General features: G+C 30.3%; 24 protein-coding genes. 10 read left to right on the top strand and 14 right to left on the bottom strand.

The features are described from left to right. Nucleotides 1-53 precede the first annotated feature (53 nt). The 3 genes from IEW75_RS09065 (at nt 54) to IEW75_RS15895 (ending at nt 3,826) form a co-directional block, all read left to right on the top strand. Nucleotides 54-1,772 carry a phospho-sugar mutase gene (locus IEW75_RS09065; RefSeq protein ID WP_134246788.1) on the top strand — a complete coding sequence of 573 codons (1,719 nt, stop codon included), beginning with the start codon at nt 54-56 and terminating at the stop codon, nt 1,770-1,772. Next, nucleotides 1,772-3,598 carry an ABC transporter ATP-binding protein gene (locus IEW75_RS09060; RefSeq protein ID WP_134246789.1) on the top strand — a complete coding sequence of 609 codons (1,827 nt, stop codon included), beginning with the start codon at nt 1,772-1,774 and terminating at the stop codon, nt 3,596-3,598. The genes IEW75_RS09065 and IEW75_RS09060 overlap by 1 nt, the downstream gene beginning before the upstream one ends. A gap of 93 nt (nt 3,599-3,691) precedes the next feature. Next, nucleotides 3,692-3,826, top strand: a complete 135-nt coding sequence (locus tag IEW75_RS15895; RefSeq protein ID WP_262711407.1) for a hypothetical protein — start codon at nt 3,692-3,694, stop codon at nt 3,824-3,826. On the opposite strand, the gene IEW75_RS09055 is transcribed toward IEW75_RS15895, so the two are convergent. The 9 genes from IEW75_RS09055 to IEW75_RS09015 form a co-directional block, all read right to left on the bottom strand. Continuing rightward, a complete protein-coding gene (locus IEW75_RS09055; RefSeq protein WP_134246790.1) occupies nt 3,803-5,230 on the bottom strand; it encodes a CCA tRNA nucleotidyltransferase in 1,428 nt (475 codons plus the stop codon). The genes IEW75_RS15895 and IEW75_RS09055 overlap by 24 nt on opposite strands. A gap of 67 nt (nt 5,231-5,297) precedes the next feature. Beyond that, on the bottom strand, nt 5,298-6,053 hold the full coding sequence (gene hisF / locus IEW75_RS09050; protein WP_134246791.1) for an imidazole glycerol phosphate synthase subunit HisF: 756 nt from the start codon (nt 6,051-6,053) through the stop codon (nt 5,298-5,300). Nucleotides 6,054-6,142: 89 nt separating this feature from the next. After that, complete coding sequence (hisA, locus tag IEW75_RS09045) at nt 6,143-6,868, bottom strand: 1-(5-phosphoribosyl)-5-[(5-phosphoribosylamino)methylideneamino]imidazole-4-carboxamide isomerase (protein ID WP_134246792.1); 726 nt, start codon at nt 6,866-6,868, stop codon at nt 6,143-6,145. A gap of 117 nt (nt 6,869-6,985) precedes the next feature. Then, complete coding sequence (hisH, locus tag IEW75_RS09040) at nt 6,986-7,567, bottom strand: imidazole glycerol phosphate synthase subunit HisH (protein WP_134246793.1); 582 nt, start codon at nt 7,565-7,567, stop codon at nt 6,986-6,988. 82 nt (nt 7,568-7,649) lie between these two features. Continuing rightward, nucleotides 7,650-8,786, bottom strand: a complete 1,137-nt coding sequence (gene hisB / locus IEW75_RS09035) for a bifunctional histidinol-phosphatase/imidazoleglycerol-phosphate dehydratase HisB (protein ID WP_134246794.1) — start codon at nt 8,784-8,786, stop codon at nt 7,650-7,652. 1 nt (nt 8,787) lies between these two features. Next, the gene (gene hisC / locus IEW75_RS09030; protein WP_134246795.1) at nt 8,788-9,822 is read right to left on the bottom strand and encodes a histidinol-phosphate transaminase; all 1,035 of its coding nucleotides are present in this window, start codon (nt 9,820-9,822) and stop codon (nt 8,788-8,790) included. A 148-nt stretch (nt 9,823-9,970) separates the two neighbouring features. Continuing rightward, on the bottom strand, nt 9,971-11,254 hold the full coding sequence (gene hisD, locus IEW75_RS09025) for a histidinol dehydrogenase (RefSeq protein WP_134246796.1): 1,284 nt from the start codon (nt 11,252-11,254) through the stop codon (nt 9,971-9,973). An 80-nt stretch (nt 11,255-11,334) separates the two neighbouring features. Continuing rightward, nucleotides 11,335-12,192, bottom strand: a complete 858-nt coding sequence (gene hisG / locus IEW75_RS09020; protein WP_134246797.1) for an ATP phosphoribosyltransferase — start codon at nt 12,190-12,192, stop codon at nt 11,335-11,337. Nucleotides 12,193-12,462: 270 nt separating this feature from the next. Next, nucleotides 12,463-13,167 carry an NUDIX hydrolase gene (locus IEW75_RS09015; protein ID WP_134246798.1) on the bottom strand — a complete coding sequence of 235 codons (705 nt, stop codon included), beginning with the start codon at nt 13,165-13,167 and terminating at the stop codon, nt 12,463-12,465. 482 nt (nt 13,168-13,649) lie between these two features. Between IEW75_RS09015 and IEW75_RS15795 the strand changes: the two genes are divergently transcribed. After that, entirely contained in the window at nt 13,650-13,838 is a 189-nt protein-coding gene (locus IEW75_RS15795; RefSeq protein WP_134246799.1) for a phage integrase N-terminal SAM-like domain-containing protein, read from the top strand. A 102-nt stretch (nt 13,839-13,940) separates the two neighbouring features. Beyond that, nucleotides 13,941-14,522 (top strand): tyrosine-type recombinase/integrase, encoded by a 582-nt coding sequence (locus IEW75_RS15790; RefSeq protein WP_279345157.1) that lies wholly within the window; start codon nt 13,941-13,943, stop codon nt 14,520-14,522. Nucleotides 14,523-14,566: 44 nt separating this feature from the next. Here the strand turns inward: IEW75_RS15790 and IEW75_RS15785 are convergent, their stop codons facing one another. After that, the gene (locus tag IEW75_RS15785) at nt 14,567-14,761 is read right to left on the bottom strand and encodes an HU family DNA-binding protein (protein ID WP_229714434.1); all 195 of its coding nucleotides are present in this window, start codon (nt 14,759-14,761) and stop codon (nt 14,567-14,569) included. A gap of 604 nt (nt 14,762-15,365) precedes the next feature. Between IEW75_RS15785 and IEW75_RS09000 the strand changes: the two genes are divergently transcribed. The 5 genes from IEW75_RS09000 to IEW75_RS08980 all read left to right on the top strand — a co-directional run bounded on the left by IEW75_RS09000 (nt 15,366) and on the right by IEW75_RS08980 (nt 20,631). After that, complete coding sequence (locus tag IEW75_RS09000; protein WP_158283762.1) at nt 15,366-17,393, top strand: ATP-binding protein; 2,028 nt, start codon at nt 15,366-15,368, stop codon at nt 17,391-17,393. Between the two features lie 260 nt (nt 17,394-17,653). Then, a complete protein-coding gene (locus tag IEW75_RS08995; RefSeq protein ID WP_134246802.1) occupies nt 17,654-17,884 on the top strand; it encodes a hypothetical protein in 231 nt (76 codons plus the stop codon). Nucleotides 17,885-18,310: 426 nt separating this feature from the next. Next, on the top strand, nt 18,311-19,051 hold the full coding sequence (locus IEW75_RS08990) for an aspartyl/asparaginyl beta-hydroxylase domain-containing protein (RefSeq protein WP_134246803.1): 741 nt from the start codon (nt 18,311-18,313) through the stop codon (nt 19,049-19,051). Between the two features lie 60 nt (nt 19,052-19,111). Then, on the top strand, nt 19,112-20,341 hold the full coding sequence (locus tag IEW75_RS08985; protein ID WP_134246804.1) for an RNA methylase: 1,230 nt from the start codon (nt 19,112-19,114) through the stop codon (nt 20,339-20,341). A gap of 149 nt (nt 20,342-20,490) precedes the next feature. Further along, entirely contained in the window at nt 20,491-20,631 is a 141-nt protein-coding gene (locus IEW75_RS08980) for a hypothetical protein (RefSeq protein WP_188704024.1), read from the top strand. Between the two features lie 151 nt (nt 20,632-20,782). Here IEW75_RS08980 and bshA read toward each other — a convergent pair whose 3' ends face one another. The 4 genes from bshA to dnaB all read right to left on the bottom strand — a co-directional run bounded on the left by bshA (nt 20,783) and on the right by dnaB (nt 25,971). After that, nucleotides 20,783-21,916 (bottom strand): N-acetyl-alpha-D-glucosaminyl L-malate synthase BshA, encoded by a 1,134-nt coding sequence (gene bshA, locus IEW75_RS08975; RefSeq protein WP_134246805.1) that lies wholly within the window; start codon nt 21,914-21,916, stop codon nt 20,783-20,785. A 222-nt stretch (nt 21,917-22,138) separates the two neighbouring features. Further along, complete coding sequence (locus IEW75_RS08970; protein ID WP_134246806.1) at nt 22,139-22,984, bottom strand: transketolase; 846 nt, start codon at nt 22,982-22,984, stop codon at nt 22,139-22,141. Between the two features lie 173 nt (nt 22,985-23,157). Then, a complete protein-coding gene (locus tag IEW75_RS08965; RefSeq protein ID WP_134247195.1) occupies nt 23,158-24,420 on the bottom strand; it encodes an asparagine synthetase B in 1,263 nt (420 codons plus the stop codon). 33 nt (nt 24,421-24,453) lie between these two features. Further along, nucleotides 24,454-25,971 (bottom strand): replicative DNA helicase, encoded by a 1,518-nt coding sequence (dnaB, locus tag IEW75_RS08960; RefSeq protein ID WP_134246807.1) that lies wholly within the window; start codon nt 25,969-25,971, stop codon nt 24,454-24,456. Nucleotides 25,972-26,180 lie beyond the last annotated feature (209 nt).

Here is a 26,180-nt window from a genome sequence, read left to right as displayed (position 1 = left end):
TATTTTACATTGAATAACAGTATTTTTGTATTAAAATTTGAATATAAAATATTATGAGCACCTATATAGATAAGGCATCATTGTGGTTAACAGACACATTTGATAAGGAAATAAAAAAAGAAATTAAACTCTTAATCGATACGGATCAAGATCAATTAGCCGATAGATTTTATAAAGATATGGAATTCGGTACAGGAGGTATGCGTGGTATTATGGGCGCTGGAACTAACCGAATAAATAAATATACTTTAGGGAAAGCAACACAAGGTTTATCTAATTATTTAATTCAAACTTTTCCTAATAAACAACTTAAAGTAGCTATTGCTTTTGATTGCCGTCATAACAGTCAAAAATTTGCAAAAATTGTAGCAGATGTATTTTCAGCCAATGGCATAAAAGTATTTTTATTTGAAGATTTAAGACCAACACCCGAGCTTTCTTTTGCAGTAAAACACTTAAATTGCGATGCTGGTATTGTTTTAACAGCCTCACACAATCCGCCAGAATATAACGGTTATAAAGTATATTGGAATGATGGTGGACAAATTGTTCCTCCACACGATTCAAAAATTATTGATGTAGTTAATAGTTTAAATTTCTCTGAAATTAAATTTAATGCAAATGAAAATTTAATTGAAATTATTGGAGAAAAAGTTGATAGTGTTTTTACCGATTCTTGTGTAAATAATGGAACTTTTGAAAGCACTAAAAACCGTGATGATTTAAAAGTTGTTTTCACTTCTCTACATGGAACATCTATTGTTTCTGTTCCAGAAGCATTAGAAAAAGCGGGATATAATAATGTTCATATTGTTGAAGAACAACGCGTTCCAAACGGTGATTTTCCAACAGTAGTTTCTCCAAATCCAGAAGAACCTGCAGCTCTTAAAATGGCTACAGACTTAGCAGATAAAATTCAAGCAGACATTGTTATTGGTACAGACCCAGATTGTGATAGATTAGGAATTGCCGTAAGAAATTTAGAAGGTAAAATGGTACTGTTAAACGGTAACCAAACCATGTGTTTAATGACTGACTTTTTGATTAAAAAATGGCAAGAAGCAGGTAAATTAAACGGAAAACAGTTTGTTGGATCTACAATTGTATCTACCAATTTAGTAAGTGAAATTGCCGACCGTTACGGTGTAGTATCTAAAGTTAGTTTAACTGGGTTTAAATGGATTGCCAAAATGATACGTGATGCAGAAGGAACGCTCGATTTTATTGGTGGTGGAGAAGAAAGTTTTGGTTATATGGTAGGTGATTTTGTGCGCGATAAAGATGCTGTTTCCTCTACCCTATTAGCCTGCGAAATTGCTGCAGACGCAAAATCAAAAGGAAGCTCTATGTATCAAGAATTATTACAAATTTATGTTGATAATAACTTCTATAAAGAACATTTAATTGCTATTGTTAAAAAAGGAATGGATGGCGCACAACAAATTTCCCAAATGATGGTAGATTTACGTGAAAATCCAGTTACTGAGATTGATGGTTCTAAAGTTCTTTATATATATGATTATGACGCCTCAACTAAAACAAATCTAATTAACAATACAGTTGAAACTATTGAGATTCCAACATCTAATGTATTAATTTACGAAACTGAAGATGGAACAAAGATTGCTGCAAGACCAAGCGGAACTGAACCTAAAATTAAATTTTACTTTAGCGTAAAAGCACCACTAGATGCTATTGAAAATGCTCAAAAAGTGGAAGCTGATTTAGATACAAAAATTCAACGAATTATTACTGAAATGAAACTATCTTAATGAATTATTTCAAAAAGATTTTAAAATACGCAAAACCTTATATTAAATATGCATACCTAAATATAGTATTCAATATTTTGTATGCATTATTTAATGTACTCTCTGTTTTAGGATTTATTCCTGTACTCGGAATTTTATTTGGAAAAGAGGAACCTACTTACGAGAAACCTATTTATAACGGAATTTCAAGTTTGTACGATTTTGTTTCTGGATCTTTAAATTATAAAGTCACAGAATTAATGGATAGTGGTGGAATTGATAAAGCACTACTCTTTATCTGTATTTTATCTTTTAGTTTATTTTTCTTTAAAAATTTGTTTCGCTATTTAGCTTCTTTTGTATTGGCATTTTTAAGAAATGGTGTTGTAAAAGATTTACGAGATAGCCTATATCATAAGATTATAGAATTACCGCTCTCTTACTTTTCTGAAAAGAAAAAAGGCGATATTATTGCGCGTATGACTTCTGATGTTCAGGAAGTTGAAAACTCTTTTTTAACCTCATTAGAAACCATTGTTCGTGAGCCTCTAACCATTATTTTAACATTAATATCAATGTTTGCTATTAGTGCAAAGCTTACATTATTTGTATTTATTCTATTGCCGGTTTCTGGTTTTATAATTTCTGCAATTAGTAAGAAGTTAAAGGCAAAGTCTTTACTGGCACAACAAGAAACAGGAACTTTTTTATCTTTTATGGAAGAAACCTTAACAGGTTTGCGTGTTATAAAAGGGTTTAATGCCGAAACTAAAATTGAAAATAAATTCAATAATTCTACTACTAAATTTAGAGATTTAATGACCAGCGTTATTCAACGAAAAACATTAGCTTCTCCTATGAGTGAGTTTTTGGGTTCAGCAACGATCATTGCTATTTTATGGTTTGGCGGAAGATTGGTTTTAAGTGAAAACAGCAATATGCAACCTCAGGAATTCTTCGGGTATATTGGACTATTTTACTTAGTTTTAAATCCTGCAAAAGCGATTTCAACAGCATTTTATAGTATTCAAAAAGGAAATGCTTCGGCAGAGCGTATCATAGATATTTTAGAAACCGAAAATACAATTGTCGATACACCAAATGCTTTAGAGAAAAATAGTTTTGATACTGAAATTTCTTTCGAAAACATTTCTTTTAAATACTTAGATGAATATGTTTTAAAAGATTTTTCATTAAAAATTAAAAAAGGACAAACAGTTGCTTTGGTAGGACAATCTGGAAGTGGAAAATCTACGCTAGCCAATTTAATAACTAGATTTTACGATGTAAATAAAGGTGTTATAAAAATTGATGGTGTTGCTATTAAAGATATCAAGCAAAAATCTTTAAGAGGTTTAATGGGAATTGTAACTCAAGAATCTATTTTATTTAATGATACTGTTAAAAATAATATTAGTTTAGGAGTTGAAACTTCAAGTTTAAAACAAGTAGAAGATGCGGCTAATATTGCAAATGCACACGAATTTATAAAAGATTTACCGCTTCAATATGAAACAAACATAGGAGATAGCGGAAATACACTCTCAGGAGGACAAAAGCAACGTTTAAGTATTGCACGTGCTGTGCTCAAAAATCCACCTATTATGATTCTCGATGAAGCTACTTCTGCCTTAGATACCGAAAGTGAACAACTTGTGCAAGTGGCACTGGAGAAAATGATGGAAAATAGAACATCATTAGTAATTGCACATCGTTTATCCACAATTCAAAAAGCAGATTTAATTTTAGTACTTCAAAAAGGAGAAATTGTTGAACAAGGTAAACACGACGAATTATTAGCCAAAAAAGGTGAATATTTTAAACTGGTTACTATGCAAGCACTTTAGTTTAAATATTATATCATTAACAGAATTGAAACAGGTATTACTTTTACAGCAGGATTAATCTATGGTTTACAACATTATTATGATGTAAAATCTATGGAATTTGCTAGTGCAGCAAGTGCGTTAAAACATACCTACAAAGGTGATGTTAATTTTTCTTCTGTAAACGAATTTTTAGGAATTTTAAATGAAAATATAACTGTTTTATTAGTCACTAACCTTAAGTCCTAATTTTTCAGCTCTTTTTAACATAAAAGCATACGCTTCATTATAATCATTTGCAATTTTACCATCTAAAATAGCTTCTTTTATCGCATCTTTAATCTGACCAATTTCTCTGCAAGGCTTTAGGTTAAAGGTTTCCATAATTAATTCCCCAGAAATTGGTGGTTGAAAATTACGTACGTGATCTCGTGCTTCAACTTCTTTAATTTTTTCACGTACCATTTTAAAATTATTATGGTAACGCCTAAATTTAAGAGGATTTTTTGTTGTTATATCTGCTTCACAAAGTGTCATTAAACTATCAATATCGTCACCTGTATCAAAAACCAAACGTCTTACCGCAGCATCAGTTACATCTGTTGCTAAAACAATAGGTCTAGAACTTAAAAATACCATTTTCTGAACAAATTTCATTTTAGTATTCAGCGGCATTTTTAGACGTTTAAATAATTTATATACCATTTTAGAACCCACAAACTCATGTGAATGAAAAGTCCAACCCACATTTTTATCAAACTTTTTAGTTGGTGCTTTGCCAATGTCGTGCAATAATGCTGCCCAACGCAACCATAAATCGTTAGTGTTTTCTGCAATGTTATCAACCACTTCTAAGGTATGGTAAAAATTATCTTTATGTTTTTGTCCTTCAACTTCATCTACCCCTTGTAAGTCGGTAAGTTCTGGTAAAAAACGTTGTAACAAATTGGTTTTATGCAACAATAATAACCCCACAGAAGGCACTTTTGAAAGCATTATTTTATTAAATTCGTCAATAATACGTTCTCTAGTAATTATATCCAATCGTGTTGCGTTCTTCGTAATTGCATTTAAAGATTCCTTTTCAATTGTAAAGTTTAATTGAGACGCAAAACGAATTGCTCGCATCATACGTAAAGGGTCATCAGAATATGTTATATCAGGATTTAATGGCGTTTTAATTACCTTATCTTCTAAATCTTGCAATCCATTAAAAGGATCTAATAATGTTCCGAAATCTGATGTGTTTAAACTTAAAGCCAATGCATTTATTGTAAAATCTCTCCTATTTTGGTCGTCTTCTAAAGTTCCATCTTCAACAACAGGATTTCTGCTTGCTTCGTTATAAGATTCCTTTCTTGCACCAACAAATTCTATTTCAATATCGTTATAACGCAACATTGCGGTTCCGTAGGTTTTAAAAACCTGAACTTTAGGTTTATTTGGTAATAATTGTGCTACTTCTTGCGCTAATTCAATTCCGCTGCCTACTGCAACAATATCAATGTCTTTTGGAGTACCTCTTTTTAAAAAATAATCACGCACAAAACCGCCAATTACAAACGTTTTTACTTGTAAATTTTCTGAAGCTTGTGCTATATACTTAAATATTGGATGTGTTAAAGCATCTTTATATGTGTTGTCTTTTGGCATAAAGTAATTGTACTATACTAATTTCTATAATTAAATTCATTCCTATCTTACTCAGAACTATACTATACTATAATCGAACGGCTATATTATTATTTTTTAATTTGTTCTTTAAATTTATGATTTCTATTTCTTTAAAATGAAAAACACTTGCGGCCAAAGCAGCATCGGCTTTTCCTTTTGCAAAAGTATCAATAAAATGTTGTATAGTACCTGCTCCACCTGAAGCAATTATAGGAATATTTACCAAAGCACTTAAATGGGCTAACGCTTCATTAGCAAAACCGTTTTTTGTACCATCATGATCCATTGATGTGAATAATATTTCACCTGCACCACGCTGCGCTACTTCCTTTGCCCAATCAAATAATTTTATATCAGTAGGCACTTTCCCTCCTACTAAATGCACCATCCATTCTCCATTTATTTGTTTTGCATCAATGGCAACTACAACACATTGGCTTCCAAATTTAGCTGCTAAATCGTTTATCAATTGCGGATTTTTTACTGCTGAAGAATTTATAGAAACCTTATCAGCTCCAGAATTTAATAAAATTTCAACATCTTCAACAGAAGAGATTCCACCACCAACTGTAAACGGAATATTAACTTTTTCTGCAACATGCATTACCAATTCAACCAATGTTTTTCTTTTTTGCTCGGTAGCAGTAATATCCAAAAAAACAAGTTCATCTGCACCTTCATTGGCGTAAATTTCAGCTAATTCTACAGGATCTCCAGCATCTCTTAAATCTACAAAATTTACACCTTTTACAGTTCTTCCGTCTTTAATATCTAAACAGGGTATTATTCTTTTTGTTAACATTTTCTTCTATTTCTTCATTGCGAATTAAATGAAGCAATCTCTATCTAAAAAAACAGATTACCACGTCGTTTCACTCCTCGTAATGACAATTAATTATTTAAAATAAAATTCTCTAACTGCTTCATACTAATCTTATGTTCGTAAATGGCTTTACCAACAATAGTTCCTTCACATCCCATTTCTACTAAACGTGGTAATTCATCAAAAGTTGAAATTCCTCCAGAAGCAATTAACTTAATATTTTTAGTTGTATTTAGTATTTTTTGATACAAATCAAAAGAAGGTCCTTGTAACATTCCATCTTTTGAAATATCTGTACAAATAACATAACTAACACCTTCTTTTACATAGCTTTGTATAAAAGGAATTAATTCTTTATCTGATTCTTCTAACCAACCACCAACAGCAACTTTTTCGTTGTTAGCATCAGCTCCCAAAATAATTTTATCTGCTCCGTAATTTTGCAACCAGTTTTTAAATATTTCAGGGTTTTTAACGGCAATACTTCCGCCGGTAATCTGATTTGCACCAGATTCAAAAGCAATTTTCAAATCTTCATCCGATTTTAACCCACCACCAAAATCAATAGCTAAATTTGTTTTTGAAGCAATGGTTTCCAATACCTTGTAATTTACAATATGGCTTGCTTTTGCACCGTCCAAATCTACTAAATGTAAATGTTTTATCCCGTGGTTTTCAAACATTTTTGCTACTTCAAGTGGATGTTCGTTATATACCTTTTCAGTTGCATAATCTCCTTTTGATAAACGTACACATTTACCGCTTATAATATCTATTGCTGGGATGATTCTCATTTTTTTATTGTTTAATCCTTGACTTCTATTTTATATATTTTTGCCTTTCCTACGCAGGCAGGAATCTATTTTTTACATTGTATGGATTCCTGTTTTCACAGGAATGACATTAAGAATCTACAATTCCAAAAAATTTTGTAATATTTGTGCTCCTGCTTTACTACTTTTCTCTGGATGGAATTGTACTCCATAAAAGTTTTTTTCTTGCAATGCCGATGCATATTTAATTCCATAATTGGTGGTTGCAATGGCTTCATTAGTTAATGGCACATAAAAACTATGCACCAAATACATATATTCACTTTCTGAAATACCTTTAAACAAATCAGATTTTAAACTCTCAATCTGGTTCCACCCTATTTGTGGCACTTTTTCACTACCATCAAATTTAACAACATCTACATCAAAAATATTGAGCCCTTGTGTATTCCCTTCTTCACAGTGGTTACACATTAATTGCATTCCCAAACAAATGCCTAAAACAGGTTGTGTTAATGTTGGAATTACTTTATCTAAACCTGTAGCTCGTAATTTTTCCATGGCACTACTCGCCTCTCCAACACCTGGAAAAATAACTTTATCGGCATTTCTAATTTCAGCTTCGTTATCTGATAAAACTGCTTCAAAACCTAAACGTTGAATGGCAAATTTTATAGATTGAATGTTTCCTGCTCCGTAATTTATAATTACTATCCTCATTTAAGTTTTTATTCTAAGTATGAGATTGCTACAGTTTTTAAAAACTTCGCAATAACATTTTTTATTGTTAATTATCAATTGATTAAAGCATTCCTTTGGTACTTGGTAAAATCATTTTTTCTGAATCTCTTTTTACAGCAGCTTTTATTGCTTTTGCGAATGCTTTAAAAATACCTTCAATTTTATGATGTTCATTTTGGCCTTCTGCTTTAATATTTAAGTTACAACGTGCGCCGTCTGTAAACGATTTAAACAAATGATAAAACATTTCTGTTGGCATTTTACCAATCATTTCACGTTTAAATTCTACATCCCAAACCAACCAGTTTCTTCCCCCAAAATCAATGGCAACTTGCGCTAAACAATCGTCCATTGGTAAACAAAAACCATAACGTTCTATTCCTAATTTATTACCTAAAGCTTTGGCGAAAACTTCACCTAAAGCAATCATTGTATCTTCTATTGTATGGTGCTCGTCCACTTCTAAATCGCCTTTTACTTGAATTGTTACATCCATATTTCCGTGACGTGCAATTTGATCTAACATATGATCAAAAAAAGCAATTCCTGTTGAAATCTTACTTTTTCCAGTCCCGTCTAAATTTAGTTTGATGTAAATTTTAGTCTCATTGGTATTTCTAGTCAATTCAGCAGTTCTATTTTCAAGTTTTAAAAACTCATAGATTTGCTCCCAATCGTTACTTTCTATACCTATAAAAGTATCTAATTCACTTCTTTTTACTGAAATTTCATCAGTTCCTAAATTTGTATTATCGTTGATAAAAATGCCTTTGGCTCCTAAGTTTTTTGCGAGTTCTATATCGGTTAACCTGTCTCCAATTACAAAAGAGTTTTCCAAATCATAATCTTCTGAAAAGTATTTAGTAAGTAATCCTGTTTTAGGTTTTCTCGTGTCTGCATTTTCGTGAGGAAATGTTTTATCAATAAATACATCACTAAACACAACACCTTCATTTTTAAAGGATTCTATAATAAAATTATGTACTGGCCAAAAAGTTTCTTCTGGGTAAATATCCGTTCCTAAACCATCTTGATTGGTAATCATAGCCAATTCAAAATCTAATTCTTTAGCTATTTTACCTAAATATGTAAATACTTTCGGATAAAAAATTAATTTATCAAACGCATCAATTTGTTCATCAGCAGGTTCTTTTATCATAGTTCCATCACGATCTATAAATAATACTTTTTTCTTCATTTTAAATATCTTTTAGCGCTTCAATTAATTTCTTATTTTCACTTTTTGTTCCAACTGTTAATCGTAATGTATTTTCACATAAAGGTTGAGTTGTTCTATTTCTAATCACAATTCCTTTATCAATCAACTGGCTGTATCTTTTTATTGCATTATCTACTTTTATGAGCACAAAATTAGCATCTGTTGGATAAATTTTCTCTATAAATGAAATTGATCCTAACTTTTCAATCAACTTTGTGCGTTGTTCTATAATTTTTTGAATTTCGTGTTGCACCTTATTTTTATTCAATAATTTTTTTAATGCTTTTTTCTGTGTTAATTCGTTAATGTTATAAGGTGGTTTTATTTTATTTAAAATTGCAATAATTTCTGAAGAAGCATAACAAATTCCCAATCTAATACCTGCCATTCCGTATGCTTTTGATAAGGTTTGCGCTACAATTAAATTAGGAAACTCATCTAATTTTGAAAGCCAACTTTTTTCAACAGAAAAATCTATATAAGCTTCGTCTATAACTACCAATCCTTTAAACTTTGTTAAAAGTTCTTCTACCGTATTAGTTGAGAAAGAATTTCCTGTTGGATTGTTTGGAGAGCATAAAAACAGTATTTTAGAACGTGTATCTGCAACTTTTAAAATCTGCTCAACTGATGGTTCAAAATTTTCGGTTAACAATACTTCTCTTTCTTCAATATTATTAATATTTGCCAATACTTTATACATTCCGTATGTTGGTGGCAAAGTTATAATATTGTCTTGTTTTGGTTCACAAAAAGCTCTAAAAATTAAATCTAACACTTCGTCGCTTCCATTACCTAATAAAATTTGAGGTACTGAAACTCCTTTTAATTTAGACAAAGTATCTTTAACAGTAATTTGTTGCGGATCTGGATAGCGATTTACACCATTATCAAACGGATTTTCGTTAGCATCCAAAAATACCATTTCACTTGTAAACTCTTTAAATTCGTCTCTCGCTGAAGAATAAGGTTTTAAAGATTTTATATTTTCTCTAACTAGTTTAGTTATGTTCATTTTTGTGCTGTTTATTTTTGTCATTGCGAAGCAAATTTTTCATTGCTGTGGCAATCTCTTATTTTTTACTTTTATCATTCCTGTGAAAACAGAAATCTATACATTGTAAAATAGATTCCTGCCTACGCAGGAATGACAATGCTGCTTGTTACTCTAAACTCTTCAACCTTAAAGTTACTGCATTTTTATGAGCATCTAGCCCCTCTGCTTCTGCTAAAATTTCAATAGCACTTCCAATATTTTTAATTCCTTTTTTAGATATTTTTTGAAACGAGATAGCTTTTAAAAACGAATCTAAATTTACACCCGAATATGCTTTTGTATAACCATTTGTTGGTAATGTATGATTTGTCCCAGAAGCATAATCACCTGCACTTTCTGGTGTGTAATTTCCGATAAAAACAGAACCTGCATTTTCAATTCCTGAAACATAAAAATCGTTATCATTCGTACAAACAATAAAATGTTCAGGGCCATACTCGTTAATTAATTCAAGTGCAATTTCTTTAGTTTCAACATAAATTAACTTTGAATTTTCTATTGCTTTTGATGCAATTTTCTTTCTTGATAAATTTTCTATTTGTTTTTCAATTTCTACAGCTACTTCATTTAAGATTTGCATAGAATTGGCAACTAAAATAACCTGACTATCTGTTCCGTGTTCTGCCTGACTTAATAAATCTGAAGCAACAAAACTTGCATCTGCAGTTTCATCTGCCACTACTAACAATTCACTCGGACCTGCAGGCATATCAATAGCTACACCATATTTAGTTGCCAATTGTTTTGCAACGGTTACATATTGATTTCCTGGTCCAAATATTTTATAAACTTTAGGGATCGTTTCTGTACCAAAAGTCAACCCGGCAATGGCTTGTATACCACCAACTTTTATAATTTTAGTTACACCACATTGCTGTGCTGCATAAATTATAGCTGGATTAATTTTTCCTTTTTTATTGGGTGGTGTAGCTAATATAATTTCTCTACAACCCGCTATTTTGGCAGGAATTGCTAACATTAACACCGATGAAAACAAGGGAGCAGTTCCTCCAGGAATGTACAATCCAACTTTTTGAATTGACCTTTTTTCTTGCCAACAGGCAACACCTTCTGTAGTTTCAATTAAAACTTTTTTAGTTTTTTGTGCGTTATGAAACTTAAAAATATTTTCCTTTGAAAGCTGAATTGCAGCTTTTAAATCGTTAGAAACCAATTTTTCAGCTTCAATTACTTCTTCATTAGAAACAAATAAATCGTTTAATGCTACACCATCAAAAATAGACGTATAACGTTTAACGGCATCGTTACCATTTAGTTTTACATCATCGAAAATAGCGTTTACAGTTTCCTCAATTGCTTCAACAGTTTGTGTTGGTCTTTGTAAAATTTTTAACCAATCGGTTTTTGGAGGATTTATAATTGTATTCATTCTGTATGTCGTTTTTTAGTTATGAGATTCCTGCCTACACTTCGATTCCGCTCAGTGACCGCAAAGGAATGACAATGTTTTTAAAGTACCATTTTTTCAATAGGAACTACTAACAATCCTTCTGCTCCGTTTGCTTTTAATGCGTCTACAACTTCCCAAAAAGAATCTTTTTCTACTACTGTGTGAATAGAACTCCATCCTTCTTCAGCCAAAGGCAATACTGTTGGGCTTCGCATACCAGGTAACAATTTAATAATACTTGCTACTTTATTATTTGGCGCATTCATTAAAATATATTTAGATTTTCTACCTTTTAAAGCAGCCTGAATTCTAAATTGTAACTTATTTAATATTTGTTGATTTTCTGAAGAAATTGTTGGTGAAACCGCTAAAACAGCTTCACTTGTTAACATTTTTTCTACTTCTTTTAAATTGTTTTTAAATAAGGTACTTCCACTTGAAACAATATCGCAAATAGCATCTGCCAACCCAATATTTGGTGCAATTTCAACCGAACCATTAATAAGGTGAATGTCTGGATTTATATTAAATTTTTTAAAATAATTACGCACTGTATTTGGGTATGAAGTTGCAATGCGCATTCCATCTAAATCTTGAATGCTTGTGTATGCAACATCTTTTGGAACTGCTATAGACACTCTACATTTAGAAAACCCTAAACGTTCCGCAATATTAATATCTTCTCCCTTTTCAATTAATACATTTTCTCCAATAATGGCAATATCTACTACTCCATCTCTTAAATATTGCGGAATATCACCATTTCTTAAGTATAAAACTTCCATTGGAAAATTACTTGCAGCAGCTTTTAATTGGTCCTTTCCATTGTCTATAGAAATTCCACAATCTTTTAATAATTTTAGAGAGTCTTCATTTAATCTCCCTGATTTTTGAATTGCGATTTTAATTTTATTCATTTTTAGATTTCTTGTGTTTGATAAATTAAAATGAGCTCAATAAAAAACCCGCTTGAATTTATCAAACGGGTTTAAAATATATTTATAATTTACTCAATACATCTTCAGCTCGCTTGATTGCAAGTATGTAAATGATGATAATGAGTTTGTGTATTATTCATTTTTTTTATTGAAAGACAAATATATAAATAAGTTTATAAAACAAAAGCGCATTTGTGTAAAAATTCACAAAAAATTATTTTTTGTTAAATACTTGATAAAAATGTTTCATTAAAGTTCAAAATTATATCCCTTAGAAATAAAACTAGTAAACTTTTCTTTATTAAACTTGTACAAAAATGCACCTTTTTTAGAACCAGATTTATCCTTTTCGTCCGTTTTAGTTAAAATATTAAAAGAAAGTATTTTTTTTCTAAAATTACGATCATCTAATTTTTTTTGATAAATACATTCGTATAAAATTTGTAAATGTGGTATGGTGAATTTTTCAGGAAGCAACTCAAAACCAATTGGTTGGTATCTAGCTTTTTTTCTAATCTTTAAAATAGCATCGTCTACCATTTGTTTATGATCTATAATTAGTTCTGGAATTTCATCTATTTTAAACCAACGCGCATCATATTTTTCGACACTATCTAAATCAAAATCGTTGATTCTAATTAAACTGTAATGTGCAACAGAAATTACACGTTCACCTGGATCTCGATCAACATCGCTATAGGTTTGTAATTCTTCTAAAAATATATTGTTAAGACCTGTTAAGTTAGAAACTACTTGTTTAGCAGCATTATTTAAACTTAAATTTTCATCTACAAAAGCACCTATTAGTGACCAAGAACCTTTTAAGGGTGCTACTTTTCTTTTAAAAAGTAACAGCTTAAGCTCTTCAGAGTCAAAACCAAAAATAATGCAATCAACAGCTATAAGTATTTTTGCTTGGTTTTTATAGGCCTTCTTATTATTTAGTAATTGCATAGTATTTAAAAAGAATATTCAATTAATTTTTATCAAAGATAATAAATGTATTAATTACAGTATGGTATTTCTGAAATTTTAAATATTTAATTTCTTTCTTAGCAAGTAAATAGCCATACTTTATTTATTTAAATTGATTACAATTGTATAAAAAATTGTATTTTTTAGTTGCTATGCTTAAAAAAAAAACAAAACCTTCTATTTTAGTAAAAAAAGTATCTCATAGAAATAAGCTACAATTAGTATTACTTTTTAGCTATAATTATAAAATAAAGACCATTCTTAGCGATCTTGGTTACTTTTGAAGCAAAACCCTAAAAGGCTGGTATATAGAATTTACTTCAGACAATATTAGCATTTTAAAAAATACATTACAACATGAGGCAAATTTCAAATTAGATGCTTCCATATATAAGAAACATCATGTTAAGCCTATTAGAAAAAAACGTACTATTTCTGAAAAAAATAAAGTACTTATTAGAATGTATGTAAAATATTTACAAGGTAAATGTTATAGTGAGAGTACTATAAAAACCAATTTTACATTTATTGCCGATTTTTTTGATTATGTACAAGATATACCAATTTCATCAATAACAAATAGAACTGTTGAACAATTTATTGAAACCGTTTTTGTACCTAGAAAGTATAGTATTAGTACTTACAGGTAATTTATTAGTGCTGTTAAATTATTTAAAGGATTTTATCCAGAATGTGCAATAGATGAGTTAAAGTTAGAGCGCCCTAGAAAAAGTAACATATTACCTGTAGTTTTGTCTAAAGAAGAAGTGATAGATTTACTTCGCATTACCAGAAATTTAAAACATAGAGCTGCCTTGGCAATGATTTATTCAGCTGGCTTACGAATTAGCGAATTGTTGCATTTAGAAATAGAGCACATAGATATTGACCGGAGACAAATTATTGTAAAAAACAGTAAAGAAAGAAAAGATAGAGTTATTATTTTGGTAAAAAGTTTTATTCCTTTAATGCTAAATTATATGGCTAGTTACCAGCCAAAAAAATATTTTATTGAAGGAAAACCTTATCAAAAATATAGCGCAACAAGTGTAAGGTCTTTTTTGCATAAATCGAGTAAAGCTGCTGGAATAAAAAAAAGAGTAACACCACATACCTTGCGCCACAGCTATGCAACACATTTATTAGAAAACGGTATAGATTTACGTTATATTCAAGAATTATTAGGACATGCTAAACCTGAAACAACTATGATTTACACGCATGTTTCTAAAAAAGATTTATTGCATATAGAAAGTCTGTTAGATATTGCTGTAAAAAGTATTTCAAAAAATGAACTTCCAAATAAATATGAACACCTTTCAGAAAATTATTAATTTAGGCACTTCTACTGCCCTCTTTATAGGTTTTAATTCCTTTTTTAAGCCATCGTTTTAATACTACCGAAGGCTGAAAATTTAAATGGTATTTTTTCACCTTCTAAATGAAATTGTGATTTTTCACCTAAGGCATATAACACCATTTTAACATCAACTTTACTTAATGTACATTCCTTACTAATTTGATAACTAATTTGATCTAAGTTTACAACACCAGTACTTACAACTTGCATAATATGCTGTGGTGCTTTGTTATTTGCAATGGTATTGCTTCTTTTCGTAATTCGGTATCGTATAGGTATACAATTATTTTTTATTAGTTGTTATTCTTTAAAATTAATCTATTTATTTTCTATATTTATAAAATTATAAAAAGACCTATTTTATAACCTCTTAATTTAATTCTACTATTTCTTAAAAAGAATTCTAGTTTATTTATACAATAAATGTAAACTCCTTTCACTTTAACAGGATTTATTAAGTGTTTGACAAAACTTATTATACAAAACAACAACATTTATACTGCAAGATTTATAAGACCTTAATTGGTGATATTTTTAGTGAGGCTATTTAACTATTTGTAGCTAAAAAAAATAAATTAAAACGGTTCCAAAAAAAAATATTAAAGTATAACTAATAACTATTTTATAAACAGTATTTTCTAATATAAGCGGTGATTTTAAAGATTTTAAACTTATATAGAATGGTTAAAAGTGTGTAAAATTCTTTTTTAAATTAAAATTGAATACTTTTTACTTTTAATGATAAAATAATTTTTAATTTTGCGAAAACAAGCCTTACATGAGAAGTTTTTCTTTCGTCCTACTCTTACTTATCATTTTGACAACAGATAAGTTACACGCGCAATATGAAATAATGTTCAGCAATAATTACCCTCCTTATAATTATTTAAATGACAAAGGAGAGCTTGTTGGTTTTAATGTGGATATTTTAAATGCCATAAAAGATATTTATAAAACTGATATTCAAATTACTTCAGGTGAATGGAATGTTATTAATGATGCCCTTAATAGTAATAAGATAGATGCCATTGGAGGTATTCACTTTCCTGGAAGTTTTGATCCTAATTTTATTTATACACGATCTGCTATAAACACCTCGCATTGTTTTTTATACAATTCAAAATTTCATAATAAATTTTCACTGGAATATATACGTACTTTAAAAGAACCGCTTATTGTTATGTGGGAGCATGATGTACTTATACACTATATAAAATCTATTAATCCATCGGCTAAATTTTTATTTATAACTAATTATACCGATTTTATAAATGCTATAGACAGAGAAGATGTTTCAGGTTTATTTGGTCAGCGCATATGTTCTATGTATTATGCGGAAAAATTAAACAAAGATTATGTAGAGCCTCTAGATCATAGAATTTTAGAACGCTCTATGGGGTTTAAAGTTTCAAAAGAAGACACAGCGTTAGCAGCAATTTTAAACAATGGACTAGAAGTAATCTTAGCCAATGGAGAATATCAAAAGATATTTGATAATTCATTAGCTGAATATGATAAAAACAGTAACAATTGGCGCATCTATTTTAAATACATAGTATTAATTAGTGGTCTTATTTTACTGGTAATTATTTTACTGGTTGTAGTAAATAGGGTTTTACAAAATAGAGTTCGATCTAAAACTGAAGACCTTAGAAAGCAATTGGCTTTAAATTCTCAAATAATGGAAGAACTTGAGGAGCAAAAGAATAAAGCCGAAGAAAGCGACAAAATTAAAACTGCCTTTTTAGCCAATATGAGTCATGAAATTAGAACACCTATGAATGGTATTTTAGGTTTTGCCGAATTGTTAAAGAATACTGATTATTCTTCGGAAAAACACGCTAAGTTTATTTCTATTATTCAGCAAAGTGGTCATAGAATGTTAGATACAATAAATAATATTATTGAAGTTTCTAAACTAGAGTCTGGCATAGAAAAACCTATTATTAAAGAGGTTACTATTAAAAATATTTTAAACGAACTTTATAATTTCTTTCATCCTGAAGCCGCTTTAAAGGGGTTGAGTTTTGTTTTTAAAGAAACGGATTCAACCATCTATCAACCATTTTATACCGATGAGTATAAACTTAACTCGATACTTACAAATTTAATTAAAAATGCATTAAAGTTTACTAAGAAAGGTGGTATTGAAGTTAGCTACGCATTGCACAATAATTATGCAGAATTTTGGATAAAAGACACAGGAATTGGGATTTCGCAAGACAAGCAAGCCACAATTTTTGAGCAATTTGTGCAAGCTGATTTTTCACACACCAGTGGTTTTGAAGGTTCAGGGCTCGGGTTATCAATTTGTAAAGGATATGTTCATTTATTAAAAGGACATATAACATTAGAGTCGGAACCAAATGAGGGTTCAACATTTTATGTGCGTATTCCAAACAATATTAACAGTCAACAATTATTAAATAAAACAACACAAAAAGTAATTCCTGAACAATCTATTCTAGAAAAATACAATATACTTATTGCTGAAGATGATGAAATTTCGTTTGTTTATTTAGAAAGTGTATTAGAAGATATTATAGCAAACTTATATAGAGCTAAAGATGGTCTTACTGCGGTTGAACTTGCCAAACGTACTAAAGTCATAGATTTAATTTTTATGGATATTAAAATGCCGCAACTGAATGGTTTTGAAGCAACGGAAGAAATTAGGAAATTTAATAAAGATGTAATAATTATTGCTCAATCTGCATTTACACAAGAAAATTATAAACAAAGGGCTAAAGACGCTGGATGTAATGCATTTATTTCAAAACCTGTTAATAAACAAAAATTGCTTGCATTAATTTCAAAAGTTATAAAAGAGAAAGTTAATTTTTAAGATTCAAGATTTACGAAGCTTTTTTGTTTATTCTAAAACAAAAATTATAAAAAAAGGATGTCTATTTGCTGATAATTAATTAATTTAGACAATCATTAAAAAAATTGCATTTCAAACCATACAAACAAACTAATAAAATTTATAAAACCTGCGTTTATCCGGAAATATATAGGTATAAACACTTATAAATTAAATGATATAACCAGTTGGCATATATTTCCGAAAAAAAATAGAATAAACAAATTGAACCTAAGATTTAAATGAAAACGATTGAAATTTTAATAAGTATTTATCTGATTTTACACGGATTATATTCTCTTTATGCAGTTTATAAAAATAAAAAGACAATTCATTTTGAATTACCTTCGACTACATATATTTCAAAATGGATATTTGGTGAAAATTTTGACAAATGGCATAATTTATTTTGGGGAATAATCGAATTAACTTTAGGAATTATTTTACTAAATTTCTTTTTGGAATTATTTTAAAATAAATGAAAAATCAAGAATAATGAGAAATGGATAAATTAAAAAAATCATTTTTAGAATTAACTCAAAACAGAAAAAATTCACTTTTGATTATTCGAATATTATTGAGTTCTATGATTATTGGCAAAATATCGGAGCAATTTCGAATTATTCCAGATTTGAGCTTACAGAGAATTATTTTTGGATTTTCATAAGCCTTGCTCCTTTTTTATATATTTTGATAATAATGATTAAATAGAATATTGACTGAGAAAAAACATATGCCAACACCTCATAAAATTTATGCTTACATTTAAACTAAATAACGAACCGACAAACATTCAACAAACGATTTGCTACGTCCGAAAAATCTCCGATTTTCCAGTCGCACAAATCTTATAAAAACCCGTTCATTAAAAATAATACCTATAGATCTTAAGATTATTAATGCAAAAGAATACTACTTATTTAAAGCTTCCTTTTCAGTTTAACAAAGAAAAACTGGTTCATGACTTATCATTAATTCTTGAGGGAAATTGGATTTCGCATTTTAACACTGCTGGTTATATTGGAGATTGGAAAGTCATTTCATTGTATGCTCCTAACGGGGAAGAATCTAATATATTCGCACTTTCAACACCTAATTCAATAATTAGAGAAACATCAACACTTAAAAAATGTCAATATTTCAAAGAAGTTATTGACTCTTTTAAGTGTCCCATACTAACCGCTCGTATTTTACGACTAGGAGTTGGTGCTAAAATTAAACCGCATAGAGATCACGAATTAGGCTATGAGGATGGGAATTTTCGTTTACACATACCAATTGTCACTAATTCACAGGTCCAATTTATTCTAGATGGCAGTGAATTAACAATGTTACCCGGAGAATGCTGGTATACAAATGTAAACTATGTGCATTCTGTTAAAAATTCGGGCGAATCTGATCGTGTTCATTTGGTAATTGACGGAAAGAGAAACGAATGGTCTGATCATTTATTTTTCTCATTAGTTCCTGAGGAAAGTTTCCAGCCAATGCCTGAAGAAAATGATTCTCCAGAGACGATTAAACGAATTATTGAAGAATTAAAACGAAGTAATGAACCATTCGCCAAACAATTGATTAATGAATTATTGCAAAAATTATCCGAATTAAACGAAAACACAACAAAATATAAACGACATTAAAACGACCATTTATATAAAACCGTTGGCCAACTTTAACAACAAGCAAATAACTAATAAATCATGAATTCGAGTACTTGGAAATCTCTTTTATATGACTCTGATAATCTTAGTAAACCTGCGCAAGGAAAACAATTAATTTCAACGAAGGATATCGCCGAAATAAAGTTGTTGTTAATTAAGGTTTTGAGAGGCTTTTTGGCTAAGGAAGACCTGCACGTTGGTTTGAAAACCTATATCAATAATGAACTTCGAAATGATCTTATTGAAAAAATGGTAGCTAATCCACCCAGTTTAGAGCATTCCTTTGAAGATTGGTCTCAACAAATTTTTGGTGACCAGAAGTTTGGTATAATTCTTATAGGTTTGGAAGAATACAGTAATTCCTTTGCCGAAAAAGCGGCCACTATTGTTCGTCCCTTGTTAGAAAATGCAGGATTGCCTCTGGATGGTTTATCTTTTCTTTTTTTTATGGGAAACTATGGTTTCACCCCATTTGGCGTTCATAAAGAATCTACTGGAGAGGATGGAATCTTATTTCATTTAGGACCAGAAAATAAAGAATTCTATACATGGGATAAACCAAAATACAACTCAATCGAACATAATTCTGAAGTTTTTCATAATATTTATGAAATGCTCGCAGAAGGTAAGGCTTATGAATTAGAGCCCGGTGATGCCATGGTTATTCCACATTATGTATATCATATTGGTAACACTCCAAAATTTTCTTTAAGTTTTGTATTGGATTATGTCAATCCTCCGAAAGATCGATTCGAAAATGAACTAATAAAGGAAACAGCAGAAGAAGTATTAATAAAACATGTTGAATATGAAAAACCAATAAGATTGAATGCACCTCATTCTGCATTGAATGATGTGCTCGATTTACATTCCATTCAGAAAAAGATGGAAATTACGTTAGCTAGAAAAATACTAAGTTTGAAAAGTAACGGAGGTATTCGAAGAAAATCAAATAAAAAACGTGCTCTAATCCCTCAAATGGAAAATTTTTCGATTAAAGGCAAAGAAATATTTCCAATCCATTTAGATGTACCAGATACCAAAAAAACTTTGATTTTCGCAAGAGGTCATCGCATAGTTTTAAAAAACCATCCCATGCTACCTCAATTAATTGGTCAGTTGAATAAGGAGGAATACATAACGCTAACCTCCATAAGACAACTAATGGAGCCAATATGGGATTTAGTAGAAGTTTATAGTTTAATACAGGAACTATTGAGTGTAGAAGCAATTACGACAGATGTTATAAATAATGAAAACTTTGGCTAACAACGGCAGTAGTTGTACAAGACCTTAAAACACAAACATCATATTTCATAAGCTCCATTTTAAGGGGCTTATTTTTTAGAGCAACAGCAGACTCCTCTCAATTTCTAACCTGACCCGCCCTGAAATAAGGCTACATAATTTTAAACATTATGTATAGAAACGACAGAGTAACCAGACGTTACAGCGAACCATCCAAATTAAAAATTTTAGCCGAACTTAGCACTGAAAAATACCATAAATATCAACTTGTTAAACTTTATGGAATTTCTCCTACAACTATTAATGAATAGATTAGAAAGTACGAAGGTAATGACTTTCTGAATACAAGAGTAATGGTTATTGAAAATAAAGGTTATGAAAAATTTATTAAATTGATGAGTGCATTAAAAAATGTTCTATTCATACATCAGAGTAATTCATAAAATCCGTTTTATAAGAAGACTAACAACAATCCACCAATACTTCTTTATACATTTCTTTATAGCTTGGCAGTACATTTTGTAAACTAAATCTTTTTGCTTGTGCTAAAGCATTTTGTTTAAACTGTTGTAACCTTTCGTCGGATTCTAAAATATAAATTCCATTTTTTGCCATATCATCGGTATCTCCAACGTTGCTTAAGAAACCTGTAACACCTTGAATATTAACCTCTGGTAACCCTCCAGAATTTGTAGATATAACTGGTGTTCTTGCCGCCATAGCTTCTAATGCTGCCAATCCAAAACTTTCAGTTTCAGATGGTAATAAAAACAAGTCGGAGTAGCATAATAACTTATTTACTTCATTACTATTTCCTAAAAAAAGTATTTTATCTAAAATTCCTAAATCTTTTGCCTGACCTTCAATTTGTTCTCTATCCGGTCCTTCTCCAACCAATAATAATTTTGAAGGAATTTTGTTCTGAATTTTATAAAAGATATCAATTACATCTGCAGCTCTTTTAACAGGACGTAAATTACTAATATGTGTAATTATTCTTTCATTTTCTTTCGCAATACCACTTCTCTGACATTCTTCATCTGTAATTTCTGGATATTTCTCAAAATCAATGAAATTATAAATTACATGAATGTCCTTTTTAATATTGAATAATCTTAAAGTATCTCCTTTTAAACTCTCAGACACTGTAGTAACAACATCAGAATTATTAATACTAAATTCTACAGCAGTTTTGTAGTTAGGGTGGCTACCTACCAAGGTTATATCCGTACCGTGTAAAGTTGTAACTACCTTAATATCAATTCCCTTTTCTTTCAACATTTGCTTTGCCATATAAGCAGCGTACGCATGTGGAATTGCATAATGTACATGTAAAATTTCTAAATTATACATTTCTACAACTTCAACAATTTTACTGGAAAGTGCTAATTCATAAGGTTGAAAATGAAATAACGGATATTCTTCAACAAAAACTTCATGAAAATGAATATCATTTGAAATAAAGTCCAACCTAACGGGTTGTTTGTAGGTAATAAAATGAACGTGGTTTCCTTTTTGAGCCAAAGCCATTCCTAATTCAGTTGCTACTACTCCACTTCCTCCAAATGTTGGATAACAAACAATTCCTATTTTCATATTAATGAATAAAATATTAAAAATTTAGGTTAAAAAACTTTAACCCTGCTATTAGTTGTAAATATAAATTGAAACTTACAATTAGCGGTATTAAAACTTATAAATAAATCTTAAAAAATGAAAAGGCTATTTATAAAGTTTTAAACCTTCTAAATAGCCTTTATTTATATCAATCAAAAAATAATTACACATTTAAACAATTAAATGCATAAACATTAATCTCTAATAATCTCCTAAAGTTTCATGATTTTGAGAAAGCGCATCTTCTAATTGCGCATCATTTGGGGCTTTTCCGTGCCAAGCGTGTGTATGCATCATAAAATCAACACCATTTCCCATAACTGTTTTTAGTAAAATACAAACTGGTTTTCCATTACCTGTTAATGCTTTAGCTTCTCCTAAACCACTTTTAATAGCATCAATATTATTTCCATTTTCAACTTCTAAAACAATCCATCCAAAAGCCTCAAACTTAGCTTTTAAATCCCCCATAGGCATAACGTGGTCTGTAGAACCATCAATTTGCTGACCATTATAATCTACAGTTGCAATTAAATTATCAACATTCTTTCCTGCAGCATACATAATTGCTTCCCAATTTTGTCCTTCTTGTAATTCACCATCACCATGCAATGAATAGACTAAACGTGTATCTCCATTTAATTTTTTTGCTTGAGCTGCACCAATTGCAACACTCATACCTTGTCCTAAAGACCCAGATGCAATCCTAACACCAGGCAGCCCTTCGTGTGTGGTTGGGTGCCCTTGTAAACGTGTATTTAACTTTCTAAAAGTTGCTAATTCTGAAACTGGAAAAAATCCACTTCTTGCCAAAACACTATAAAATAAAGGAGAAATATGTCCGTTTGATAAAAAGAATAAATCTTCATTTTTACCATCCATTGTAAAATCGGTTGAATATTTCATGGTATCTTGATATAAAACCGTTAGAAATTCATTACAGCCTAAAGAACCTCCTGGATGTCCAGAATTAACGGCATGTACCATTCTAACTATATCTCTTCTTACTTGTTGTGCAAAATCTTGCAGTTGTTGTGTAGTTGACATTGTATGTTTTTGTTTAAAAAAGCAAAAATACTATTTTAGAAGTATGAAGCAATAACTTTTACGAATAAAGTTTTAAGTGCTTTATTAACAGTTTTTCTCCTTAAGCTATAAATTTTGTTATTTTGAAACTTTAAGACTTGGGAACGTTAAACCTTTTAACTTTTAAAGTCTTATCAAGTTTTTTGCTTTTTCTTTTTAGCAGCTGGAAACAGTACATTGTTTAGTATTAAACGGTATCCCGGTGAATTTGGATGTAAATCTAATTCAGTTTTCGGATCTCCTACTCTATGCTGATAATCTTCTGGATCATGACCTCCGTAGAAAGTAAACATTCCCTTCCCTTTTACACCATGAATATAACGCGCCTCTCTATTTAATTTTATTTCTCCCATAACCAGCACATTAGATTTTACGGCATCTCTATCAAAAGAAGTGGTTTGTCCCATAAAACCTTTTACTAATTGTGTATGGTTTTGACATAGCATAGTTGGAATTGGATCCCATTTTGCCGAATATTCTTTTAATGAAAAATAATCAGCAGTGCGCTTTATATTTTGCCGTTTTCGAGTCATATCTATTGAAGAAAATTCATATTCAATAGGATTTCTTACCAAGGTAAAATCTTTAAAGGCAAATGTTTTGTTGTAATCTATTTTATTTTGATAGTCAATTTCTGAAGAGTCTCCATCAAACATTGTTTCACAAATATCAACACCTTCGGCAGACAATGCAATGTCAAAACTATCTGTTGCAGAGCACATTGCAAACATAAATCCGCCACCAATCACAAAATCTCTAATTTTTAGTGCTACGGCTAATTTTGCTTCAGAAACTTTTGAATAGCCTAAATTTGCAGCTAAATTTTCTGCTGATTTCTTTTGTTCAATATACCAAGGTGCTGTTTTGTAAGAGCCATAAAATTTACCAAACTGACCCGTAAAATCTTCGTGATGTAGGTGTAGCCACTCATATAACAGTAGTTTTTCATTTAATACATCTTCATCATAAACAACATCAAAAGGAATTTCAGCATATGTTAAAACCATTGTTACAGCATCATCCCATGGCATTTTATCTTTTGGAGAGTACACAGCAATTTTTGGTGCTTTTTCTAATATAACCGCTTCCATATTTTTAGACGGACTGCTAATTTTTTGTAAAATACTTGCTGCTTGTGTATCTGAAATTAGTTGAAATGTTACTCCTCTAATTTTACATTCATTTCTGGTTGCCTCATTATCTTCTAATAAAAAAGAGCCCCCTTCATAATTTAACAACCATTGGGCTGTATTTCCTCTTTCTAAAGACCAAAAAGTAATTCCGTAAGCTTTTAAATGATTGGTTTGTGTAACGTCATCCATTGGAATTAAAATAAATGATGCGTAACTAAAGGTTGTAAACAATAATGTTACAACAACTAATATTTTTTTAAGAATGTAATTATAGCTAAAATTCAATTAATTTATTTTTTAAAATGGAACATCTCCATCATCTAAATTATCAGGTGCTCCAAAAGCATCTTCAGGGTTTGGAATATTTCCTGCTGAAATTGCACTATTCATTTTAGAATGGAATTCGTTTCCAAAATCTTCGTCTAAATTACTAAATTGTGCTAAGTGTCCTGTAAATTTTAAGCGAATATTTTCCAAACCACCATTTCTGTGTTTGGCAACAATAAATTCTGCTTGACCTTCACAAGGTGTTCTTTCTTCATCATCCCACTCTGTAAGTCCGTAATATTCAGGTCTAAAAATAAACGATACAATATCGGCATCTTGCTCAATTGCACCAGATTCACGTAAATCGGATAATAATGGTCTTTTACTTCCTCCACGGGTTTCAACAGCACGAGATAATTGCGAAAGTGCAATTACTGGAATGGCTAATTCTTTTGCTAATGCCTTTAAATTTCGAGAAATTGTAGAAATTTCTTGTTCTCTATTTCCGTTTGAAGAACTTCCTGCGGTCATTAACTGCAAATAATCAATTACAATAATTTTAATACCGTGCTGGGACGCTAAACGACGCGCTTTTGCACGTAAATCAAAAATAGATAATGATGGAGTATCATCTATAAAAATAGGTGCTTTAGATAAGTTTTTAACCTTTACATTTAATTGCTCCCATTCGTGTGGTTCTAAATTTCCTTTTCTTAATTTTCCTGAAGAAATTCCAGTTTCACTAGAAATCATACGTGTTATTAACTGAACTGATGACATCTCTAATGAAAATATAGCAACCGGAGTGTCAAAATCTATCGCCATATTTTTTGCCATAGACATTACAAAAGCTGTTTTTCCCATACCAGGACGTGCAGCTAAAATAACTAAATCTGAAGGTTGCCAACCAGAAGTTAACTCATCTAAACGATTAAAACCAGTGGCTACACCACTCATTCCACTTTTATTAGATATTTCTTGAATCTTTTTTATTGCCTGTGTAACAAGTCCTTGTGCATCTTCTGATCCTTTTTTAAGATTTCCTTGCGTTACTTCAAAAAGTTTTGTCTCCGCATCGTCTAATAAATCAAAAACATCAACTGTTTCATCGTAAGCTTCTTGAATAATTTCAGCAGAAATTGAAATTAATTTTCGTTGAATATATTTTTGAAGAATAATACGTGCGTGAAACTCTATATGTGCAGATGAGGATACTTTTTGAGTTAAACCAATTAAATAAAAATCACCACCAACCAATTCTAAATTTCCTGTTTTACGTAATTGATTTGAAACGGTTAATAAATCAGTAGGTTCAGAGTTTTGAAACAATGTATAAATTGCTTCGTAAATATGTTGATGTGTTTCTTTGTAAAAAACTTCTGAATGTAAAATATCAATTACATCATCAACACCTTTTTTATCAATCATCATCGCTCCTAACACAGCCTCCTCTAAATCAAGCGCTTGTGGTGGCAACTTTCCTTTCTCCAAACTTATAACATTACTTTTTTTGAATTTTTTAGCGGGTGTTGGTTGTAAATTTTTCAAGGGATAATTTATGATTTATACTATTAAACTTATGTATTTCTTGTTGAAAATTGCAATTATTAAAGTGTAAAAACGAAATTTTTTAACGAAAACAAATGTATATTTTTAATACTAATATGTGCTATAAAACTCGATTTAATTTACACATTTTTTGTTAACAAGTGTAATTTTTGTTAATAACTATTACATACTGAATTACTCAAAATTTA

Source organism: Lutibacter litoralis, assembly GCF_014646675.1.
In the GTDB taxonomy this organism is placed as follows: Bacteria; Bacteroidota; Bacteroidia; order Flavobacteriales; family Flavobacteriaceae; genus Lutibacter; species Lutibacter litoralis.
Note: the sequence above shows the minus strand (reverse complement) of the source record. Positions and strands in the feature narration are given on the sequence as shown.

Bases quoted from the DNA above. Each gene is read 5' to 3' on its own strand.
- IEW75_RS15895 (WP_262711407.1), top strand. From the start codon at position 3,692: ATGGAATTTGCTAGTGCAGCAAGTGCGTTAAAACATACCTACAAAGGT.
- hisH (WP_134246793.1), bottom strand. From the start codon at position 7,567: ATGAGGATAGTAATTATAAATTACGGAGCAGGAAACATTCAATCTATA.
- IEW75_RS08990 (WP_134246803.1), top strand. From the start codon at position 18,311: ATGCAAAAGAATACTACTTATTTAAAGCTTCCTTTTCAGTTTAACAAA.
- hisF (WP_134246791.1), bottom strand. From the start codon at position 6,053: ATGTTAACAAAAAGAATAATACCCTGTTTAGATATTAAAGACGGAAGA.
- hisB (WP_134246794.1), bottom strand. From the start codon at position 8,786: ATGAAGAAAAAAGTATTATTTATAGATCGTGATGGAACTATGATAAAA.
- IEW75_RS08970 (WP_134246806.1), bottom strand. From the start codon at position 22,984: ATGTCAACTACACAACAACTGCAAGATTTTGCACAACAAGTAAGAAGA.
- IEW75_RS09015 (WP_134246798.1), bottom strand. From the start codon at position 13,167: ATGCAATTACTAAATAATAAGAAGGCCTATAAAAACCAAGCAAAAATA.
- IEW75_RS09055 (WP_134246790.1), bottom strand. From the start codon at position 5,230: ATGCCAAAAGACAACACATATAAAGATGCTTTAACACATCCAATATTT.
- IEW75_RS09060 (WP_134246789.1), top strand. From the start codon at position 1,772: ATGAATTATTTCAAAAAGATTTTAAAATACGCAAAACCTTATATTAAA.
- bshA (WP_134246805.1), bottom strand. From the start codon at position 21,916: ATGAAAATAGGAATTGTTTGTTATCCAACATTTGGAGGAAGTGGAGTA.
- IEW75_RS15795 (WP_134246799.1), top strand. From the start codon at position 13,650: ATGTATGTAAAATATTTACAAGGTAAATGTTATAGTGAGAGTACTATA.
- hisC (WP_134246795.1), bottom strand. From the start codon at position 9,822: ATGAACATAACTAAACTAGTTAGAGAAAATATAAAATCTTTAAAACCT.
- IEW75_RS08995 (WP_134246802.1), top strand. From the start codon at position 17,654: ATGAAAACGATTGAAATTTTAATAAGTATTTATCTGATTTTACACGGA.
- hisA (WP_134246792.1), bottom strand. From the start codon at position 6,868: ATGAGAATCATCCCAGCAATAGATATTATAAGCGGTAAATGTGTACGT.
- IEW75_RS08985 (WP_134246804.1), top strand. From the start codon at position 19,112: ATGAATTCGAGTACTTGGAAATCTCTTTTATATGACTCTGATAATCTT.
- IEW75_RS09065 (WP_134246788.1), top strand. From the start codon at position 54: ATGAGCACCTATATAGATAAGGCATCATTGTGGTTAACAGACACATTT.
- IEW75_RS08980 (WP_188704024.1), top strand. From the start codon at position 20,491: ATGTATAGAAACGACAGAGTAACCAGACGTTACAGCGAACCATCCAAA.
- hisD (WP_134246796.1), bottom strand. From the start codon at position 11,254: ATGAATACAATTATAAATCCTCCAAAAACCGATTGGTTAAAAATTTTA.
- hisG (WP_134246797.1), bottom strand. From the start codon at position 12,192: ATGAATAAAATTAAAATCGCAATTCAAAAATCAGGGAGATTAAATGAA.